This window comes from Aerosakkonema funiforme FACHB-1375 (assembly GCF_014696265.1).
GTDB classification, from domain to species: Bacteria; Cyanobacteriota; Cyanobacteriia; order Cyanobacteriales; family Aerosakkonemataceae; genus Aerosakkonema; species Aerosakkonema funiforme_A.
In genome coordinates, this window is the sequence record NZ_JACJPW010000080.1 from 1 (window position 1) to 21,416 (window position 21,416).

General features: G+C 43.7%; 13 protein-coding genes, 1 tRNA gene and 1 pseudogene. 8 read left to right on the plus strand and 7 right to left on the minus strand.

Features of this window, described 5'->3' with window-relative positions; genetic code table 11:
- Nucleotides 1-266: 266 nt before the first annotated feature.
- From H6G03_RS25565 to H6G03_RS25585, 5 genes are all read right to left on the minus strand, one after another.
- Nucleotides 267-500 carry a hypothetical protein gene (locus H6G03_RS25565; protein ID WP_190470549.1) on the minus strand — a complete coding sequence of 78 codons (234 nt, stop codon included), beginning with the start codon at nucleotides 498-500 and terminating at the stop codon, nucleotides 267-269.
- A gap of 641 nt (nucleotides 501-1,141) precedes the next feature.
- On the minus strand, nucleotides 1,142-3,793 hold the full coding sequence (locus tag H6G03_RS25570; protein WP_190470552.1) for a S8 family peptidase: 2,652 nt from the start codon (nucleotides 3,791-3,793) through the stop codon (nucleotides 1,142-1,144).
- Nucleotides 3,786-4,850, minus strand: coding sequence for an ATP-binding protein (locus H6G03_RS25575; RefSeq protein ID WP_190470555.1), 1,065 nt, complete (start codon nucleotides 4,848-4,850; stop codon nucleotides 3,786-3,788). Before H6G03_RS25575 ends, H6G03_RS25570 begins: the two co-directional genes overlap by 8 nt.
- Nucleotides 4,851-5,094: 244 nt before the next feature.
- Nucleotides 5,095-5,167, minus strand: a tRNA-Ala gene (locus H6G03_RS25580).
- Between the two features lie 51 nt (nucleotides 5,168-5,218).
- Nucleotides 5,219-5,941, minus strand: a complete 723-nt coding sequence (locus H6G03_RS25585) for an HAD family hydrolase (protein WP_190470558.1) — start codon at nucleotides 5,939-5,941, stop codon at nucleotides 5,219-5,221.
- 219 nt (nucleotides 5,942-6,160) lie between these two features.
- On the opposite strand from H6G03_RS25585, the gene H6G03_RS25590 reads away from it, so the two are divergent.
- Both H6G03_RS25590 and H6G03_RS25595 read left to right on the plus strand, forming a co-directional pair.
- Nucleotides 6,161-8,308, plus strand: coding sequence for an RtcB family protein (locus H6G03_RS25590; protein WP_190470561.1), 2,148 nt, complete (start codon nucleotides 6,161-6,163; stop codon nucleotides 8,306-8,308).
- Nucleotides 8,309-8,355: 47 nt separating this feature from the next.
- Nucleotides 8,356-8,928 carry a GNAT family N-acetyltransferase gene (locus H6G03_RS25595; protein WP_190470564.1) on the plus strand — a complete coding sequence of 191 codons (573 nt, stop codon included), beginning with the start codon at nucleotides 8,356-8,358 and terminating at the stop codon, nucleotides 8,926-8,928.
- A 92-nt stretch (nucleotides 8,929-9,020) separates the two neighbouring features.
- On the opposite strand, the gene H6G03_RS25600 is transcribed toward H6G03_RS25595, so the two are convergent.
- On the minus strand, nucleotides 9,021-10,529 hold the full coding sequence (locus H6G03_RS25600) for a TM0106 family RecB-like putative nuclease (RefSeq protein ID WP_190470567.1): 1,509 nt from the start codon (nucleotides 10,527-10,529) through the stop codon (nucleotides 9,021-9,023).
- Between the two features lie 89 nt (nucleotides 10,530-10,618).
- Between H6G03_RS25600 and H6G03_RS25605 the strand changes: the two genes are divergently transcribed.
- Nucleotides 10,619-11,797 (plus strand): aminotransferase class V-fold PLP-dependent enzyme, encoded by a 1,179-nt coding sequence (locus H6G03_RS25605; protein WP_190470621.1) that lies wholly within the window; start codon nucleotides 10,619-10,621, stop codon nucleotides 11,795-11,797.
- Between the two features lie 219 nt (nucleotides 11,798-12,016).
- Here H6G03_RS25605 and H6G03_RS25610 read toward each other — a convergent pair whose 3' ends face one another.
- Nucleotides 12,017-12,154 (minus strand): hypothetical protein, encoded by a 138-nt coding sequence (locus tag H6G03_RS25610; protein WP_190470571.1) that lies wholly within the window; start codon nucleotides 12,152-12,154, stop codon nucleotides 12,017-12,019.
- Nucleotides 12,155-12,350: 196 nt separating this feature from the next.
- On the opposite strand from H6G03_RS25610, the gene H6G03_RS25615 reads away from it, so the two are divergent.
- From H6G03_RS25615 to H6G03_RS39850, 5 genes and pseudogenes are all read left to right on the plus strand, one after another.
- Nucleotides 12,351-13,436, plus strand: a complete 1,086-nt coding sequence (locus tag H6G03_RS25615) for a glycosyl transferase (RefSeq protein WP_190470573.1) — start codon at nucleotides 12,351-12,353, stop codon at nucleotides 13,434-13,436.
- 11 nt (nucleotides 13,437-13,447) lie between these two features.
- On the plus strand, nucleotides 13,448-13,867 hold the full coding sequence (locus tag H6G03_RS25620; protein ID WP_190470576.1) for a secondary thiamine-phosphate synthase enzyme YjbQ: 420 nt from the start codon (nucleotides 13,448-13,450) through the stop codon (nucleotides 13,865-13,867).
- Nucleotides 13,868-14,296: 429 nt separating this feature from the next.
- Nucleotides 14,297-18,433: a PAS domain S-box protein gene (locus H6G03_RS25625; protein ID WP_190470578.1), complete on the plus strand. Its 4,137-nt coding sequence runs from the start codon at nucleotides 14,297-14,299 to the stop codon at nucleotides 18,431-18,433.
- Between the two features lie 60 nt (nucleotides 18,434-18,493).
- The gene (locus tag H6G03_RS25630; protein WP_199315482.1) at nucleotides 18,494-20,218 is read left to right on the plus strand and encodes an alpha/beta hydrolase; all 1,725 of its coding nucleotides are present in this window, start codon (nucleotides 18,494-18,496) and stop codon (nucleotides 20,216-20,218) included.
- A 326-nt stretch (nucleotides 20,219-20,544) separates the two neighbouring features.
- Nucleotides 20,545-21,348: pseudogene (locus H6G03_RS39850) on the plus strand (PAS domain S-box protein); the annotation flags it as partial.
- Nucleotides 21,349-21,416 lie beyond the last annotated feature (68 nt).

Sequence of the window (21,416 nt, forward strand, 5' to 3'; positions counted from 1 at the left end):
CTCAATGTCGATGCTAAGAATTTGGATGTTGTACCAATTCGGGAGAGCCAAGTAGAGGCATCATCGCATTTTGAACCCCCGTCCCTTTAGGGCTGGGGTGGCTTCAGTACCTGTATTTTCCAGGTTTGTTAACGATCCAAATATATAAAATATCACAGGCAAACGCAGGTCTTGCTAGTTATTGCCTGGAGATTTTTATTTATGTTATAGACTATACCAAATAAAACGATCGAGGACATCCGATCCGATCGCGATTTTTAGTATCGTTAATGGGTTTGTTGCCAGGTGGACTGACGCTCTAAGGCGAGGTCTCTGATTAGGGTCAATTTAGAGTAAATATACTCGTTGAGGATGTTGGTTTCGTTGTGGTCGAGCGATCGCTCATTTTTTAGTTGCTTGAGTAGCCACTGTACCAGCGTTGCATCATCGAGCTTTAACAGGATATGGGCTTGGGTGGTTTCAATTAAAGTCCATAACTGACGTAGCAGGGTGGGAGTCATACGACCTCCTCTTAAGTATTCCTTTACGTTTTAAGATACCCAATTTTGCTTCTACTAAACAGTATTGCACACAAGATGATACAAGAATTACAAAATGCTTAATAAACTGACTAATATCTTGATGGAAAAAGAGAGTATAACTGCTTATTTTTTAGCTCTGTATACTGAAATTTCTGTATGAGGACTTCTGTCAAGGGAGTGAAAATGCTTAGGGTAGTATAAGGTGCGTAACGTCATACTGCTCGGATAAGAGTAGGCGCGATCCTTACGGATACTGTACTTTAAAGTAACTTCCTCTGGCGGTAATATTTTAACTTGACCCATAAGCCGTTTGATAGAAAATATTCATTACGAAACTTTACAAAAAGATGCGATCGGGTGGTGTTCGCTGCAATAAAGTGAGTTTGTGGAATGGAAGAAGGGAAATTTGGTTTTTACTGAGGGAAGAAATGGGGTGTGTGCGATCGAGCGATCGACACTAACTGCCTTCTGTATTCCAGGATACGATCGATCGCAATATTTGTAACTTTTGATTTCGTTGTGCCGAAAGTTACAAATTTACAAATAGATTAATACTGCGGGGATGTACACTCCAGAAACCCATTTTCTTCCTCCGTATGAGTGGTTGAAAGATAAAGTTTTTAGACTGATTGCTGAATCTGTATTTTCTGCTGTTGTTTAACTTCGGTACGTACTTTAGCCTCTGCTTCAACAAACGAGGTATATACGTCGATACTTGAATTGACAGCTTCAAAGCTAACAACCAGCGCAAAAGGTACTTCAGCATTAGTATCTTGGTTCCAGCCTGCGTGTCCAACTACAGAAATACAAAAGCCTTCCCGTAGCTCATAGGATTTTACAGTCGCCCAATCTTTTTGAATAGTTCCTTTACTTCGGGACAGTTCCTTTACTATGCCATCAATTCCTTTTGGGCTTGTTTGTCCGTTGGTCGGTTTAAACTGCCTTTTCCCTAGCGTCCATCGGAATAGTTTGTCACCTTTTTCAGCCTCTTCTGGCGCATCATACTCGCTGAGAACTCTATCGAGGAAACGATCGGGATCTTCTCCGCATTTGCTACAAGTCCAATCTAACCAAGTTGATAAATATTTCCTGTGATTACGTCGAGTACGACGAGGTTCAGCGACATAAGAAAGAGTGATTTCAATCAGAATGTCAAACCCTTCCCCTTGAGGTAAGAAATTTTCTGGAACTTTTACTTGGTAAACCTTAGCTTGTCTAGCTTTAATGCGTTCTAATCCTCTAGTTGTCAACGTTATACGGTTAGGGGAATTGCCGAGAGCGCGATTGATGTCTGGAATACCATAACCCATAGTCCTAATTGCATAATAAAGTTCTTTAGCATCCAAATTATTTGTCCACTCTGGTAAACGCGCTGATTGAACAACGAGTGCGCGGTAAAGGAGGGTGCTTTCTTGTGGAAATGCTGCTGCTAATGCAGCAGCAATATGTGTGACTTTAGGAGCAGCAAATGATGTTCCTACAGCATCTGCACTAACAGCTTTACCACCGTCACGGGTTGAACGAATCAATTCTGGGCAAACTGACTCTGGTGTCGTGAAATTTAGTGAAGTTGGCGAGTCAATCGCGTAGTCGCCACCATATTCAACTACTTCTGGTTTGATAGTATCCCAGATGCCAGGGCCAGAACAGGAGAAAGAAGAAGGATGATTCTCTTCTGCTATCGACCTTAGAGGTGGATTATTGTAAGTTTTATGAGCAACAGAACCAACAGTTAGTGCTTGAAAACTTTGTGCTGGATTAGCGACCCGTGCAGAGGGTTGCAGCAGATATTGTGGATACTTACGACCAGCTTGTATATGAGCAGAAATTGAAGGGCGTGTGACATAGTTTGCGCGAGCCTCAATATTACCAGCAGCCACAATGAAAAGAACATCGTTTTCCCAACTTAGTTTATCAATAGCTGCTGCCCAAGAAGTCATTGATTGGGTGCGACATGGTGAAATTCCAGCTATTGAGTGGTTATAAATTCGCGTTCTAGTTTGGCAGTAATAAATATTTACAATTTCTTCTAAAACGTCAGGCGGAAAAAGCCGTTTAGGTAGTTCGTTTCGCGCATCGAGAATTCTGGCATTTTGAAGCCAACACACTGCCTGCTGACGACCTGTTTGAGGAATGCCTCGTGGGTATAGAACTGCTCCTGCAACTCTAGTACCATGCCCACCACCTCTACAATAATCAGCAGTCATATTCGTTTCACCAGGCACCCAAGATGTGGAGAGATTACAGTCAATCGCAACTCTCAGTTTAGGGTGAATTTCTTGAATACCGCTGTCGATGATACAAACTTTGGGTGCATTTGGCTCAGGTGCTTCTAATTGAAACTGTTCTTGATCGGATTCAGAGCTATTTGGTGTAACGGATGGAGCAATAAATTCATCGGCTTCGCTGACATCAAAAATATATGGAAAGTTGAGAACAAGATCCTTTAAACCTTTACCAAGTATGCGAATTCGACAAGAAAAGCTATCGGGTAAACGTGAAATACCAACTTCGTCACTTTGAACCGACCGCAAAATTTCTCCCCGATATAGCGGCTCTTGAATAAATTTAATAAATTTGGCTTCTCGCTCTGAATACAGATCATCCCACTCTTCGTATGTGAGGTTATGTTTATCCAGCCAGTTATTAATTCTTTTCTGAAACTCTGCATCGTTTTTAAAGCTTTCCCGCTTAGGACACCTAGAATATTGTTCTTTAATATTGATACAAGAAATGCCTACATCGACAATGTATTCTTGATGATCTGAAATTTTATCCCACTGGGATTGAAGACTAGGTGAAAGGATATACTCCGGTCGCCTAGTCCCTTCCAGAATTTCCCATATTTCTGGAACTTTGCCACCACCCCACTGGGACTCAATGAATTGCTGAATCTTTTTTCTGAGCTCCGAAAGTCCTATATCTGCCGATGCTCCAATAATGTAACCTTCCTCTAGATCGGCAACAACCTCAATCCCAAAACTTTTCAGCGCATCTGCGTCAAATAAATTAGGATCTACTTGCAAAATGAATGAAATTGAATCTGGAAGCTCAGGTTTACCTTCTTTCTTGCGCTTTTCGCGTTCCTCCTCCCAACTTGAGACAATAGATGATATAGAAGAATTTAGCTTGCTACCATGTCCACCTGCATTGGCTCGATTAGCCAGAGTAGTTGCAGAGATTTTACCCCCACCTCCTGGAGGTAGAGCAGCAGTTCCTTGATTGGTTAAACGTAGGGGTAAATGAGGAAATTGATTCAATTGCTCAGACATGGGAAGCTAAAACGTCTCGAATAGATGCCTCTAAGTGGTCTTGGATGACAAGTTCTTCTCGATCGAGGATGGCGCGTTTGGCAGCATCTTGAGCAACTCGAACAATCTGTGCAGCTGAAAGTTTATCCAGTTTTTGCACAATCGTTTCCCAGTTAATTACGCCAACCTCAACTGAGGAAAGTGTCTGTTTTAATATAGCTTCTATTTCTACGGATGTAGGCTTTGGCACTTCGATGACATCATCAAATCGTCGCCAAACGGCTTCATCCAGAAATTTAGTCAGATTTGTGGCTGCAACAAGTAATCCATTTGAGGCTTCGTATTCATCAAGTAGTTGTAAAAAAGTATTAACAACACGCTTAATTTCGCCAACTTCCTGAACGTCTTCCCGTGATTTAGCGATCGCATCACATTCATCAATAAATATTAAACACGGAGTTTGAGAGGCTGTTTCAAAGACTTCGCGCAAATTGGTTGCTGTTTCCCCTAAAAAGGAAGAAACCATTGCATCAAAGCGTACTTTGACAAGACTAAGCCCTGTATTCCAAGCTAAACGTTCAGCCCCCATCGTTTTACCGCACCCAGGAGTACCGTAGAGTAGGATTTTTTGGCGGTAGCGTAAACCGTGATGAGCTAATCGATCGCGAGCGGCATATTCTCTTTCGATCCGGCGAAAACGCTCTTCCACAACATCTGAAAGAATCATGTGGTGTCGTAAACGCTCTCTAGGAATAGTAACAATGAAGGGATGGTTAAAACGTTGCTTGCTCGACAGCAAGGTTAGGGAGTGAGTATCAGGTGTCTTTGAACGAGTGCCACTATAAGGTGCAGAAGAAATTACATTTCCAGAGGTATCAGGTGAAAGTGCTGACATCTCTGGAGGAGTGCGGGGCAATTTACGACTGCTTTTGTGGGTAATATTTTCGAGTTGTTCAGCCAGGAGGGTATGCCCTTTTTTACGTTCTTCCTCGACGACTACAGATAGCATACTTTGGATCGCCGTTTTATCTTCACTAGCGATCGCTCTAAATAGCCGTTTGAGCAACTCTCCTTTCATTTTGCTGATTTACTGCTATATAGTACAATAGTACTACTAAATAGGTACATAGTAAATAGGTACATAGGCAAACTTAGACAGTTGTCCATTTTAAACGTATATGAGTTCGCTTTCTCCAATTATTACTATTGTCTAACTTTGCTAGGACATCACCAGAAACAAAGATATTTATATAGGATCGGCATTTAATTACCTGATAGTAGATTTTTAGTAGACTTGCGGTTAATTAGCTTCCCGAAACCTATGGAGAATAGGGAACTCGAATCCCTGGCCTCTGCGGTGCGATCGCAGCGCTCTACCAACTGAGCTAATTCCCCGTATTGAGGATTTCATCTCGCATCGACGAAATGCCATCCTTAATTATAACACTAGCTGGCGGTTGTTTGGGGTGCTTTTCGAGAAAATAATTCTTGCACTCGCTCTAGTTCCAGGTGTGTAAGGAAATCTACTGTCCAGTTCGCTTGTCGCTGGAGCATATGAAATGGGTACGTGTTCGCGACGCCAACTACCTGTATGCCAGCACTTTTGGCGGCTGTTATTCCGGCAAAGGTATCTTCAATTGCCAGACATTCGGAGGGTTTCAGGTTAAAATCGGGAAATTTCTGATTCAATCGCTCTACTGCTAGCAGATAGCTATCTGGTTCTGGTTTGCTGGCTGTGAGGTCATCTCCGGCGACGATTAACTCGAAGTTTTGGGCTAGGTTAGCTCGATTTAGTACCAGTTCTACTTCCGCACGCAGGGCACCGCTGACTACTGCCATTTTTATTTTGGCGACCCGGAGCTTGTAAATCAAGTCTTCCAGTCCTGGATAGATGGGTAATTTTTCCAGTTTCTCCAATTCTTGCCGGTAAGCTTCGGCTTTGCGGGTGAGCAGCTGGGTTAAGTAGTTTTCGGTGACAACGCGACCCCGACGAGAAAGTATATCAGAAAGACAAGCGCGATCGCTCCTCCCCAGACAAATTTCCCGATATTCCCCCGGTTTTGGCCGCAAATTTTCATCAATCAAAATCTGGCCAATCAGCTTTTCGTGAATCGCCTCATCGTTAATGATGACGCCGTTAAAATCAAACAGTACTGCCTTTAGTGTCATGCCTCAGTTTTTGGGATGAGGGGGTGCGGCTCGATTCTTCCCACCTTAAAGATTTTACAGGGCTGGCAGTGCGATCGAGTACGCCTATCCCAGAAACCCCCAGAAACCCCAGAAACCCGGTTTCTTCAAGAAACCGGGTTTCTAGTGTGGTGCGATCGAATAAATGTTGTATTATATTAGTAGTATTACGTAATTACTTGGTGAGAAAGCAAACGGGTTATGCCCTACGAAAAGCTAGAAATTTCAACTCCAGCGCCGATACTTTCTTGGGCTAACCACAGCCTTGGCCCAGAAGAAAGTAAGATGGCCAAGAATGTAGCATCGCTGCCCTTTGTGTTCAAGCACGTAGCGCTAATGCCCGACGTTCACCTCGGCAAAGGCGCTTTGGTGGGGTCTGTAATTGCTACTAAAGAAGCAATTATGCCAGCTGCTGTCGGAGTCGATATCGGTTGTTTTGCGGGAGAAACTTTAGTTCCCCTAGTTGATGGAAAATCCTATCCAATGGCAGAATTAGCGACTTGGGAGCAAGAGTTTGCGATCTATTCCTGCACAGAGACACATAGAATTGCAGCAGCTAAGGCGACAGCTCGATTAACTCGGCGTAATGCGGAACTGATGAAAGTAATTCTAGATAACGGTGCGGAAATTAAATGTACTCCTGACCATCAATTTATGCTCAGAGATGGTAGCTACCAGTCAGCTGCCAATCTCAAACCAGGTACTTCTTTGATGCCTTTTTATTCCAAAGCTGATAAATATGGTTACACCTTAATTCAACAACCTTATTCGGGCAGATGGCAGAAGGCACACTGGATTATTGCTCGCTCTGGACTGCTCGAAAAAGTTCCCTCTTTTAAAGGTCAGAGAACAGTCATTCACCATAAGAATTTTGATGGTGCTGACAATCGACCCGAAAACCTGGAATTCATGGGAGATAAAGACCATTCTTCCTACCATCGAATGTTGGTTGAGAAGAACACTCATTGGCAATCTTCAGAATTTGAGAAAAACAGAAAGGAAGCCTTAGCCGCTAAAGCCAGAACACCAGATGGATACCGTTACTACTCCGAACGCGGGACAAAAAATATCATGCGTTATATGCAGGAAAATCCCGAACACTTCAGAGTATCTATCTCCGGTAATGGTGAAAGAGGAAAGCAGTATCTAAGCGACTACAACAGAAGCGAGAAAGGAAGAGCCAAGAGCAAAGAAATTGCCAATAGACTGTACACCTGCGATCGTTGCGGCGAGGCAGTTAAGAGTCCAATAGGACTTCATAACCATCGGAAATACCAACATAGCTACAACCATAAAGTAGTAGATGTTATTCTTCTCGAAGAAAGACAAGACGTATATTGTCTGACAGTCCCACAATATGGCAATTTTGCACTCACCGCTGGTGTCTTCGTTCACAATTGCGGGATGATGGCAGTCAAAACTCCATTTAATGCCGATAAACTTGAGGGCAAGCTGAAGAAAATTCGTCTGGATATCGAAGCAGCTATTCCAGTGGGATTCAACGAAAATAAAGAAGCCGAAAAAACAGTGATAAACTGGCAAGGTTGGCACGATTTCAACGAACTGCATCCTGGAGTGCAACACCTAGAAAGTAAAGCTATCAAACAGATGGGTTCTCTCGGTGGCGGCAATCATTTTATTGAAGTTTGTGTGGATACCGATAACCAAGTTTGGTTAATGTTGCATTCCGGTTCGCGACATATTGGTAATATGTTAGCGCAAAATCATATTGAGAGGGGAAGGGAATTAGCTAAATTGGCAGATATACGTCTACCAGATCGAGATTTGGCTTATTTTGTGGCGGGTACTTCAGAGTTTGCCTCTTATTGGAACGATTTACAGTGGGCGCAAGATTATGCTCGTTTCAATCGCGATGTGATGATGGCGCGTTTGAAGCGGGTTATTGAAAAACATCTCGCTGGCGGTAGGGAATTTAAGCCTTTACTGTCTGTGAATTGCCATCACAATTATGCGGAAAAAGAGGTACATTTTGGTGAGGAAGTTTATGTGACGCGCAAGGGTGCGGTGAGGGCTACTGAGGAAGATTACGGCATTATTCCGGGTTCGATGGGAGCAAAATCTTACATTGTCAAAGGTAAGGGAAATCATGAAAGTTATTGCAGTTGTTCTCACGGGGCTGGGCGTTTGATGTCGCGCAATAAGGCGAAGAATAATTTCAGTTTGGATGATTTGATTCAACAAACTAAAGGGGTGGAATGTCGCAAAGATGAGGGTATTTTGGATGAAATTCCAGGCGCTTATAAGCCGATCGATGAGGTGATGGCCAATCAAGCGGATTTAGTTGAGGTTGTGGCAACCCTCAAACAAGTTATTTGCGTGAAAGGTTAGATAATAAAGGTGGGTATTACCCACCTTATAATTTCATCGGTAAAAATATGGAAGTATTTCTCGAAACCGAAAAATTGATTCTTCGTTATTTTACTGAGGCAGATACTGATAATTTATTTGTTTTGGATAGCGACCCCGAAGTAATGCGATTCATCAGTGGTGGTGTGCCAAACGATCGCGCATTTATTCAATCGAAGTTTCTGCCTAGAATTATTGGATATTACAGCAAATACGAAAATTTTGGGTTTTGGGCAGCTATTGAAAAATCAAGTCAAGATTTTATCGGTTGGTTTCATTTATATCCGGCGATCGAAAATGCTTTCGCTGTCGAACTAAATGTGGTAAATGATGAAGAAATCGCCCTTGGTTATCGGCTGAAAAGAGAGAAATGGGGCAAAGGTTATGCAACTGAAGTTTCTCAATTGTTGGTAGAAAAGGGTTTTGCTGAATGGGGCGTTAAACGAGTCGTGGCATGGGCTTTGGCAACAAATAAAGCCTCTATAAGAGTAATGGAAAAAGTCGGTTTAAAATACGATCGAGAATTTACTTTCACAGAAAGTCAACTGCCACATTTAAAACCATTGGAACGAAAAGCGGTTAAATATGCTATGTCTAAATGAGTCTGCACGGTTCGTCAGAATGCAGAATTTTTGCGCTCGCTATTAATTTTATCTCTCTGACACACCCTACTTAATTTAACGTCGCAATTTGTTTAAAGAGCGTTAACTTTGAGAGAATCGCGGACAAAGTTGGCTAAACAATTTTTAACGTGATATGTGGCGCGACAATCATCTTCATTGTAACGGACGATCGCATCTAAGCTGGCGCGATCGCTAATCTTTAACCAACGATCGTACCAGTAAATTGCCTGCGCTCCATTTGCCTTGGTATCCCGCCATTCAAAGCCCAGCCAACGCGCAATTGATTTGAGAGTATAATTTTCTAAAGGCAAGGTTACACCCGTGGAGATTTCTTCATGAATATCCACAAAGCGATCGAGCAGAGGTTGCCACAAATCGTTAGATGTTTTGTAGCGTCCAGCTAATTGCCTGACAGCTTGCATTTCGTAATCGCAAAAATGGAAAATAGGGGCGGAAGGATAAGTCCAAGCTAAATCTAAGAATTGCTGCCAAACTGATGCCTCATCTTCCGGCTGTTCTGCCAAAAAAGCATAAAATTTTTCAGTTTTAGCTTCGCGATCGACAACCAGCACTCCTAAAAGATAATCTATATCTAGATCGGGCTCGGCTTCTATATCAAAATACAACTCAATCGGGGCAGTCGGTAAATTTATGAGTCGATCTGATTTGAAAATTACTCGATTTTCTAATACAGATTGCGCTTGCCTGATTAGCTGTTCCGCTACTTCGCTACCGAAAAGAGGTTCCAAAACGCTGAAGCTGGTATCTGCTAAACATTCCAATGTTGTCAAATTAAGCGTTTTCAAAATCTCGTAGCGACTGGGGGTAACTCCCGGTAGGAGCGAGAGGTGCTGCTGAGATTTGGCTACGCCGTGACAGTAGCTGTGCCATCCACAAATATTGCATTTTTGGCGACTGATAAAAATTTCTGGTGCTGACTCTTTAAGTAGCTGTTGAATGCAATCTGCTAAAATTAATTGCATTTGGGGAATGCGGATGTCTAGCTGCACGGAATACGGTCTTTTTCCGCGCAAAATTAGCCATGCAGTTTCGGGCATTGCCTCTTGTAGTTGGGCTAGGACTTGGGCGTGAAAAGCGGCGATAATTTGATAATCCAGTTTGGCACGTTTACCCAATTCAATATCGAGGGGAACGTAATGCCAATCGCCAAAACGAGATTGTCCGGGTTGTTTGATTAATAAATCGGGACGACTTAATAAGGTAAGAGGCGATTCGGGAATATTATTTGAAGGGAAATTTCCTCCACTCTCCCACTCTCCCACTCCCCCCATCGTGCCATCTAGCGTCGCGATCAGTACTCCTTTGCGGATGCGATCGACACCTTGCTGCATCAATGCTAATGTGGCTTGTGTACCAGCTTCCCAATCGCCCTTTGGGTATTCTGGCTGGTGATAAACCAGATCTGCTAAAACATTTTTTTGATGAGCGAAACGGTCTTGGATCAGTTTTAAATAGAAGTCGCTGGGAGGTTCCACCTGGGAGGGGTCTCCCCAGACATCGAGAAACGCCCGTCGGTGACAGCGTTGGTAGTGTAGCAGCAGTTCGGCAGTTACTAACATAACTTTACACTAGCAATAAATCTTGTTTGGGCTTACGCTTAACTGTGGTATTTCCCAATCTGCAATCCCCAATCCCCAGTTCTCAGATGATGACCGACGCGGTTTCAGTACAAACTTTGTTACAGCATCGCCAAAAATTCCCAGCTTTGGCAAATAAAGCTTATTTTAACTACGGCGGTCAAGGGCCCATGCCCCAAGCGGCGCTGGAGGCTATTTATCGATCGTATGAATACGTGCAGGGTATTGGGCCATTTTCTGAACAGGCATTAGCCTGGGTGCTGGACGAGGCGAATAAAACTAGGGAAGCGATCGCGTTTGAATTAGCTGTCCCACCGGAAACGATTTCTATCACCGAGGATGTGACGGTAGGTTGCAATATTGTGTTATGGGGTATAGATTGGAAAAAAGGCGATCGCTTACTTATTTCTGATTGCGAACATCCCGGTATTGTGGCGACTGTGGGGGAAATTCAGCGCCGTTTTGGCATCGAAGTTGATGTTTGCGATTTGATGTCAACTTTAAATGAAGGAGATCCGATCGCAGCGATTAACCAACATCTTTATCCCGACACGCGCTTAGCGGTGTTGAGTCATATTCTCTGGAACAACGGTCAAGTTTTACCCCTAGCTGAAATTGTCAAAGCTTGCCAGCAAAATTCTACAAAATTACTGATAGATGCCGCTCAATCTGTTGGATTGCTGCCCGTAAATCTGACAGAATTGGGAGTAGATTTCTATGCCTTCACAGGTCACAAATGGTGGTGTGGCCCAGAAGGGGTGGGCGGTCTTTACGTGCGACCGGAAGCTTCAGAAAGTTTGCATCCCACTTTTATTGGCTGGCGCAGTCTGCAATACAGCAAAGCGGGAATAAGTTGGCAACCGGATGGACGGCGATTTGAAGTTGCGACATCTGCCTATCCGCTTTATGCTGGACTCAGAGCTGCGATCTCCGCTCATCAGCAATGGGGTTCTCAGTCAGAACGCTATCAACAAATTCTCTCTTTGAGTAAGTATCTTTGGCAACAACTATCTCAGCTTCCTAACATTACTTGCCTGCGGAAATCTCCCCCAGCATCCGGACTCGTTTCTTTTCAATTTACTGATGGTAGTTCCCATCGCCAGCTAGTGCTATTTTTGGAATCTCAAGGTGTTCTCCTCCGCACTATTCATCAACCCGATTGTGTGCGTGCTTGTGTCCACTACTTCACCACAACAGATGAGATCGATCGGCTCATCAAATTCGTTTCTAAATTTCAGATCGCACATTGAAAAAAGCACCAAACAAACACAAAAATCTTATTGCTTTTTCCGATTTGTATGTTATCCTAAGAAAATGGGAATCCGTGCGCTCATATATACTCGGTTTTCAAACATCAAAAATCATCGCTCGCGACAAATCAAACACCTTATATATACTCAAAAAGAGTAGGTTGGGTTGAACTACCGTCAAACCTAACTATCCTGGTAACTGGGTTGGGTTTCGTGACCTCAACCCAACCTACCGAGCGAGTAAATTGCGATCGAACATTGCCAAAATAACCCGCCAGACACAAAAATTTTTGCCAAATTCTCTTGCGATTTGAGATTTGTATGGTATCCTAAGAGAATGGGAATCCGTGCGCTCATATATACTCGTTTCCCAAACATCAAAAATCATCGCTCACAACAAATCAAACACCTCTCCTAGATAACAAATGCCTTGGGTTTGGCGACATCAACCCAACCTACCGAGCTTTTGACTTTTGACTTTTGACTTTTGACTTTTGACTTTTGACTTTTGACTTTTGACTTTTGACTTTTGACTTTTGACTTTTGAAGTTATATGTCTAAAAGACCGACTTTATACATTGCCATCACCAATCATGGATTCGGTCATGCAGTGCGTGCAGCATCTGTCGCCGCCGAAATTCAGCGCTTAAATCCAGAAGTGTTATTAATTATGGTGACAACAGCACCGCGATGGTTGCTGGAGTCCTATATTCCAGGAGATTTTATTCATCGTCCTCGCGGTTTTGATGTGGGAGTCATCCAGTCAGATAGCTTGAATATGGATAAAGCAGCTACACTGGAAAAACTGCGGGAAATTATCAAAAAGCAGCAATCTATAGTGGCGACAGAAGCTAGTTTTATTCGCCAAAACCGAGTCAGCTTAATGCTGGCAGATATTCCACCTTTGGCAGCGGTTATTGCCAAAGCTGCTGGGATACCATGTTGGATGATGAGCAATTTTGGTTGGGATTTTATCTATGGTGATTGGGGTGGAGAATTTATTGAAATAGCTGATTGGATTGGCGAATGTTTTAGTAAGTGCGATCGCTTATTTCGCCTACCTCTTCACGAACCGATGAGTGCCTTTCCAGTTATCGATGATGTGGGTTTGACTGGCGGTTCGCCCCGATACAATTTAGACGAACTACGCACTCGCTTTAATATAACTACATCGCCAGAAAAAACGATTCTGTTCACATTTGGCGGTTTGGGTTTACAACAAATTCCTTACGAAAACGTACTCAAATTTCCCGACTGGCAATTTATCAGTTTCGATCGCGATCTACCCGATTTTCCTAATTTACTGCCAATTGACGGTGGCGAGTGCCGTCCGGTCGATGTGATGCCTTTATGCGGACGGGTAATTTCCAAACCCGGATACAGCACCTTTTCCGAAGCTTTGCGACTTGATGTTCCGATTGTTACCCTAACGCGAGAAGGTTTTGCCGAATCGCCTTTACTCATAGAAGGAATTCAAAATTACGGTTATCATCAAATTATCAGCCCAACTGAGTTTTTTGAGGGCGGTTGGGGATTTCTGCACGAACCGCTAAAACCGCCCCGTCAAACTCAGTCGTTACCGAAAGATGGCACCGAAGCGATCGCACAAGAAATTGTCAACTATTTGCAAAATAATTAATTTCCCAAACTATGGCTTGTCACCAACAATTACTTACCATTAAAACAGCAGGTAAATCTTTGTGCAACATTACTGCTAAAGTGGAAAATATAGTTGCTGAATCGGGTATAAAAACTGGCCTTTGTACATTGTTTTTGCGCCACACTTCTGCTAGTTTAGTGATTCAAGAAAATGCCGATCCGGATGTTCTGCTAGATTTGGAAAAATTCTTTGCTAAGCTGGTACCGGAGGATAGTCAGCGCTACATCCACAATGCTGAGGGGCCTGATGATATGCCCGCCCACATTCGGACAGTCCTTACCAAAACATCTGAACAAATACCTATTTCTCAAGGCGAATTGGTGCTGGGTACTTGGCAGGGAATTTACATTTGGGAACATCGCCAGCGCGGTCATATTCGGGAAGTATTTATACACATCACGGGGGACTGAGATAGTATATAAATCAACTTGAAAGCAGATAGCTGATGCGATCGGCTAAATTCTTTGTTTGTTTGAATTTTTCACTAAAGTATATATAAAGCCATCTTAATTATAACAGCATAAAGTTTTTGTGTTGTTTTATTGACAATCTACCTGGGTAGCCTCTGAAGAGATTTTTGTAAAAAAAAATTAATATTGCAGATTTATAAAAGAAAGGGTATTAATGGTAGCAGCATAGCTAACTCTTGTAGTTGCTGACGATCGAGCTTTATGTTGCTATTTTTTAGAAAAATGGGAAAAATATAAACACAGTCAGATTCGTCAGAGGTAACCAAGCTAAAAATAAAGTATTAAGAAATTTGTATAAGTGCATAGTTTTGTATAGGTTTTGAAAAAAATATTGCTCTAAATATTGAACTAGATTTATGAGGTAAAAAAATGATTCTTAAAAATGCAAAATTAGAGAAGTTAGGCGAGTACAAACGGATAGAAACAAAGGTATCTGGGAATTTTTTCCGGCATTTAGTTTGTATATTCGATAAAAACGGCTATTTCCAGCACGTCAATACCAGATGGGAAAAAACGCTGGGTTTTAGGAGGGAAGAACTGTTGGGAAAAGCAGCGATCGAATTTGTCCACCCCGAAGATCGAGAAGCGACCCTAGCGGCAGCAAAAAAGCTCTCAAAAGGCGTCAATACCATCTATTTTGAAAATCGCTACCGCTGCAAAGATGGCAGTTATAAGTGGCTGATGTGGACGGGAGCCGAGTTGACAGCAGATGGTTCGGCGTATGCAATAGCTTACGACATCAGCGATCGCAAGCACATAGAGAAAGCGCTGCGGGAGAGCGAAGAACGCTACCAAACATTAACAGAAGTATCTCCAGTCGGAATATTCCACACCGATGCTGAGGGACGCTACCTATACGTCAACGATCGAATGCAGGAGATCGCAGGACTAACTCCCAGAGAGGCGCTGGGACAGGGTTGGTTAAAAGCTATACATCCGGAAGATCGCGATCGCGTTTTGCAACAGTGGCAGCAAGCTGTAAAAGCCGAGTTGCCGTTTAGCTCAGAATACCGTTTTCAGCATTCCGACGGTACAACAATCTGGGTATTCGGTCAAGCAGCTGTGCAGCAAAATAGCACCCATCAGATTAAGGGTTATATAGGAACAACCACCGACATCAGCGATCGCAAGCGAACTGAAGAAGCACTGCGGGAAAGCGAACAACGGCTACAAGCTATCCTCGATAATTCTCCCGCAGTCATCTTCGCCAAAGACACTCAAGGGCGATATATTTTCTCTAACCAACGGCATGAAAAGTTATTTGGAGTAAGTCGAAAACACATCGAAGGTAAGACCGACTACGATATTTTACCCCGCGATATCGCCGATAGATTTCGCGAGAGCGATCGCAAGGTACTCGAAACTGGAACTCCTCTAGAATGGGAAGAACTCGTTCCTCAACAAGATGGCATACATACTTACATTGCCAGCATGTTTCCTCTGTACGACGCTACAGGAGTTCTCTACGCAGTCTGCGGCGTCGCCACCGATATAACAGAACGCAAACGAGCCGAACAAGAGCGTTTGGAATTAGCCGATCGCATTCAATTACTTCTAGAATCAACAGGCGAAGGTATCTACGCAATCGATTTAGAAGGAAGCTGTACCTTAATTAACAAAGCAGCAGCAGAGATGCTGGGATATAAACCCGAAGAACTTTTGGGTAAAGATATGCACGAGTTAATCCACCACACTCACAGCGATGGCTCCGCATATCCCAGTTCTGAATGTCCCATCTTTTGTGCTTTTTACAAAAGAATCGGTTGCCGCGTGGATAACGAAGTTTTTTGGCGGCGGGACGGCACAGCTTTTCCTGTCGAATATTCCTCCTATCCAATCCTAGATGGAGAAGCAATCAAAGGTGCTGTGATAGTTTTCATCGATATCACAGAAAGAAAACAAGCACAGGCAGAACTGTACAAAACACAAAAACGATGGGAACATCTTGTGAATGCAAGTCCGGCAGTCATCTACAGTTGCAAAGCTAATGACGATTTTGGCGCTACCTTTGTCAGTCAAAATGTTACAATGCAGATGGGCTACGCACCGAAAGATTTTTTAGAAGATTCCCACTTCTGGCTAAGTCATATTCATCCAGAAGATGCCCCTCGCGTATTGGAGGGGATGTCGCATTTGTTTGAGCGGGATTATGACTGCAATGAATACCGCTTCCTCCACAAAGATGGCACTTACCGATGGATGCACGATGAAGTGAGAGCGATCCGAGACAATGAGGGGAATCTGCTGGAGTTAATCGGTTTCTGGCAAGAAATTACCGATCGCAAACAAGCAGAGCTAGCTCTCAAACAGCTTAACGAAACTTTAGAAAGTCGCGTGCAAGAGCGCACTGCTGAATTAAGGAATGTGATTCGGCAGTTGGAGGCAGAAATAGTCGATCGCCAGCGAGTACAAGAAGCACTGGAAACAGCAAAAAAAGATGTCGAGATTGGCAATAACCTCTTAAATTCCGTTATTGAAGGCACAGCAAATCCTATTTTTGTCAAGGATATTGAAGGTCGTTATGTGATGATCAACTCTGCCGGGGCTAGCGTTTTCGGAAGAACTATAGAAGAAATAATTGGCAAGAAAGATCTTGAGTTGCTCCCGCCTAAAATAGCACGTAAACTCATCCAAACAGATAGACGCATTATCGCATCCGGTAAAACGGAGAGATTAGAGGAAGTTTTAGTAGTTAACGGCATTACCAGAACTTATTTTTCGACAAAATGCCCTTACCCTAACCCAGAAGGAAAAATCGTCGGGATTATTGGCGTGACGCAGGACATTACCGATCGCAAGCTCTCAGAGGAAAAACTCCGCCAAACTACAGCAGAATTGAAGGCAGTTTTTAAGGCTCTTCCCGATATATATTTCCGGCTTGCTAGCGATGGCACAATTTTAGATTATATGGCCGGACAGTCACAGCATCTTTACGCGCCACCACAAGTTTTTCTCGGAAAACGGATGGACGAGGTTTTACCAGCACAAATTGGACAAAAATTACAAGACGCAATAGCTGAATTACAGCAAACTCGCTCCTTAGTTACGATTGAGTATTCTTTACCGATGCCGCAAGGAGAATGCTTTTACGAAGCAAGGCTATCGCCATTACTCGAAGATGGAACGATTGTAATTGTTCGGGATATTAGCGCTCGCAAACGCTCGGAGGAAGCCCTGCGGCGCAGCGAAGAACTGTACAGCACCCTCGCCCGGAATTTTCCCAACGGTTCGGTAGCTTTATTTGACCGCGATTTGCGCTACTTACTGGCGGACGGAACCGAACTAGGGGCGATCGGACTTTCAAAAGAGTTAATGGAAGGTAAGACGCTTTGGGAGGTATGGCCACCGGAAATCTGGTCTAGCATTGAGTCGATATATCGAGCGGCACTTGCTGGCACTAAGACAGTTTCTGAAATGCCTTATGGCGATAGAACCTATTTGTTGCAAATTTTACCAGTTACCAATCAGGAGGGAGAAATCTTCGCAGGCATGGTTTTAGTCCAAAATATCACCGATCGCAAGGTCGCAGAAGAAGCGTTGCGGCAATCGGAAGAGCGATTCAGGCAACTTTACACCCAAGCCCAACATTCCACTCAACAAGCTGAGGAAAAAGCCTACCAGCTAGAACAAACTTTGCACCAATTAAAACAAACTCAAGCCCAGCTAGTTCAAAGCGAAAAAATGTCCAGTTTGGGACAAATGGTAGCCGGTGTCGCTCACGAAATCAACAACCCGGTCAACTTTATTTACGGCAATCTCACTCATGCCGATCGGTATATCCAAGACTTGTTAAACTTGTTACACTTTTACCATCAGCACTATCCCATTCCACCAGCAGAAATTCAAGCATTGGCAGAAGAGATCGACCTCGACTTTTTGCTGGAAGACCTCCCCAAAATCCTCAATTCTATGAAAATAGGAGCCAATCGCATCCGCGAAATTGTGCTGAGTTTGCGAAATTTCTCCCGTCTCGACGAAGCCGACATGAAAACGGTGGATATCCACGAGGGAATCGAGAATACACTGCTAATCTTACACAATCGCTTGAAAGCGAAACCAAATTATCCTCCCATAGAAGTAGTTAAAGTTTACGGCAATTTGCCCCCAGTAGAATGCTATGCTGGTCAACTGAATCAGGTGTTTATGAATATCCTCAATAACGCCATTGACGCTCTGGAAAATCAACCCGCACCTCGAAAGATCGAGATTCGCACTGAAATCGTCACCACTCAGAAGTTGGCGACTGATGACACAAAACAACGCATACTCGATCGAGTAGCCATTAGAGTTCGGGACAATGGCCCTGGTATGACAGAAGCCGTCAAAGCTCGTTTATTTGACCCGTTCTTCACTACCAAACCCGTAGGCAAAGGTACCGGTTTGGGTTTATCCATTAGCTATCAAATTGTGGTAGAAAAACACGGTGGAGTATTAAACTGTCTTTCGGAACTAGGACAAGGCTCGGAGTTCAGCATTGAAATCCCCGTAGCGCAAAATAAAGGCTAAATTAGGAAAGGCACAGGGGCTGAATATCTGAGCAATTCATTAACTCAAAAGTCAAAAACTATGGCGAACCAAATTGGAAAAATGGCAAATATAAAACCCCAAAAATTTAATTTATTTCTTTTGCTTTTGACTTTTGACTTTTTACTTTTAACTTCCCTAGCAGCACCTGCTGTAGCAGTCGATCGCTTGAGGTTGCGCCTTGGCCCGTTCGAGCAGTCGGTCAGAGTAGCAGATTTAGATCGGTTTGCCAAAACGGGAGAGTTATCTGCTGCTTTGAAACCTTTCTCTTTTCTGCTGACTTCCAGCGTGCGAGAAGCTTTTTCTCAACGTTTGCAACTCGACCCCAACCTAACAGATAAATTTATCGAAAATTGGTTGCGATCGCCCATGTCAGAGCAGTTGCTCACAGCTTTGAAACGCGCTATACCCGACTTCAGTATCGCGCAAATTCAAGCTGCCATCGCCGTAGCAGCACGACAAGCAAACGGTATCACCTTAATCGGAATTCTGCGATCGCTACCTGGTGAAACCGTGACCGTAGATGCGACTGAGGCGATCGCTGTCGCCCTTCAGTTTAACCCCTCCTATTGGCAAAGCCACGCTCTAGGCCCTTTATTAGAACGGGAACTAACTGTCGAAACCTCCCGCTTTCGCGCATCTGTTGACCCAGCTGCCCCAGGTGAAGAGCGCGTCATCAAAAAAACCCTAACTTTTGAAGATCGACAACGCGATCGCACCATTCCTGTAGATATTTATTACAGCGATAATTCCGCTGGTTCTCTCGTCGTAATGTCTCACGGCTTTGGTGCCGATCGCACCTTTTTAGAATATTTGGCTCGTCACTTAGCTTCGCACGGAATCGTGGTAGCATCGATCGAGCATCCCGGTAGCAACTATACTTCCGTATCGAGAGCATCTGTGAGCGGTGAACCGAACAGTTTAATCCCACCCAGCGAATTTATCGATCGACCTAAAGATGTCAGCTTTTTGTTAGATGAACTGGCAAAAATGAACGAGAAACCAGGGGCGTTACAGGGCAAAATTAACACTCGACAAGTCACGGCGATCGGTCATTCTTTAGGAGGTTACACTGCTTTAGCTTTGGGTGGAGCCGAAGTTAATTTAGACTATTTGAAACAAGCTTGTAAATCTATGTTTGCTGTTGACTCAAATAGAAGTTCTGCAAATAGTAGAAACAGAGAAAATTTGTCTTTAAATGCTCCTTTACTCCCGTCTCCGGGTGAGTGGTTGCAGTGCGCTGCTGCCGATCTGCCCGATCGCAAACTGCAATTGCGGGACGATCGCATAGTTGCAGCGATCGCGCTCAACCCCCTCATCGGTCAACTGTTTGGCCCTTCTCGCCCCAGTCAGGGAAAGAGCGGATTGAAAAAGGTAGCAATTCCCACCATGATTTTAGCCAGCACTGAAGATGCTTTTACACCTGCGATCGCACATCAGCTGCAACCTTTTACCCAGCTTGGCGGTACTAAATATCTTTTAACCGCAATTGGCGCTACTCATTTAAGCGTTGGTAACCCAGGCAGTTACGGTAGAAATACTCTGCTGAGAGAGCGAATAGGAGAAGAAGCCGAACCGCTGCGTCAAGTGGTTAAAGGTGCGACGCTAGCTTTCATCAAACAGCTGACCCCGGAAGCAAAAAACTACGAACCGTTTTTAACACCAGCTTATGCCCAATCTCTCTCTACCTCGGAATTACCTTTGCGACTAAATGCAGAACTACCTGCGATTGTCTTTCAGTGGCTGAATTTAGCAGCTGTGTTGTAGGAAATTTTAAATTTGATCTTCAGGAAAGCGTCGGTTGGGTTAAGCTCTAGCAAAATCCAACCTAGAATTACTTTACCCTTTCTGTATCGGCTAATTTTAAAATCACCACTTTGGCCTTGAAATACTGATTTTTATTAGTTATATTAACAGAAACAAGGCTGGAATTTTAGCATAGATATTTTATTATATTAATTAGAAAAATTTGATTGTAAATTTTACTTTAGCTAAATACTTTTAGACTAGAACCAGGCCGATCGCTTGCGCTAGCAGGCGACGTCAATTTAACGGGGTGCGAAGTAGAGCCAGAAAATCTGGTTAAGGAAACCATGCAACTGAAAGAAGCTAACCCGGAATCGGTCAAATACTCAAACGAAGCAGTCGTCTGCCGCTACATTAACGAGCCAGAACAGATAGAAGATCGCCTGCGTCTGCTAGAGCAAGCGATCGACGCCTGTAGCGTCGGGGTGGTGATTAGCGACTGTTCCTTGCCAGATAGACCGATTATTTATTGCAATCGTGCATTTGAAAGGATCACCGGCTATTCCGCCGAAGAGGTAATCGGACGTAACTGTCGCTTTTTACAGGGTCAGGAAACCGATCCTGCTGCCTTGGCCCAAATTCGCGCTAGCATCAGCGAAGGGCGCGACTGTCAGGTAAACTTAAAGAATTACCGCAAAGATGGCACCACTTTTTGGAACGAGCTGACAATTTCACCAGTGCGGAATTCCGAAGGTCTGGTGACTCACTTTATCGGCGTGCAGAACGATATTACCTCCCGCAAGCAAGCTCAGGAAGAGCGCGATCGATTTTTTACCCTATCGCTGGATATGCTGTGCGTTGCGGGTTTCGACGGTTACTTCAAACAAGTCAATCCAGCTTGGGAAAAAACACTTGGTTTCAGCAAAGAAGAACTTCTAGCGAAACCTTTTATTGAATTTGTCCATCCTCACGATCGCGAAAGAAGTTTGCTTGAATTGGAGAAAATATCTCAAGGCTCTGATACAATTACCTTTGAAAATCGCTATCTTTGTAAAGATGGTTCTTATAAATGGTTATCCTGGAATGCTATTTCTATCCGCGAACAGGGATTGTGTTATGCTAATGCTCGCGATATAACCGATCGCAAACAGCTCGAGGCAGCACGCGAATCTACAGAAGCAGCGCTGAGAGCTGCTGAGGCAAAATTTCAAAAGCTGGT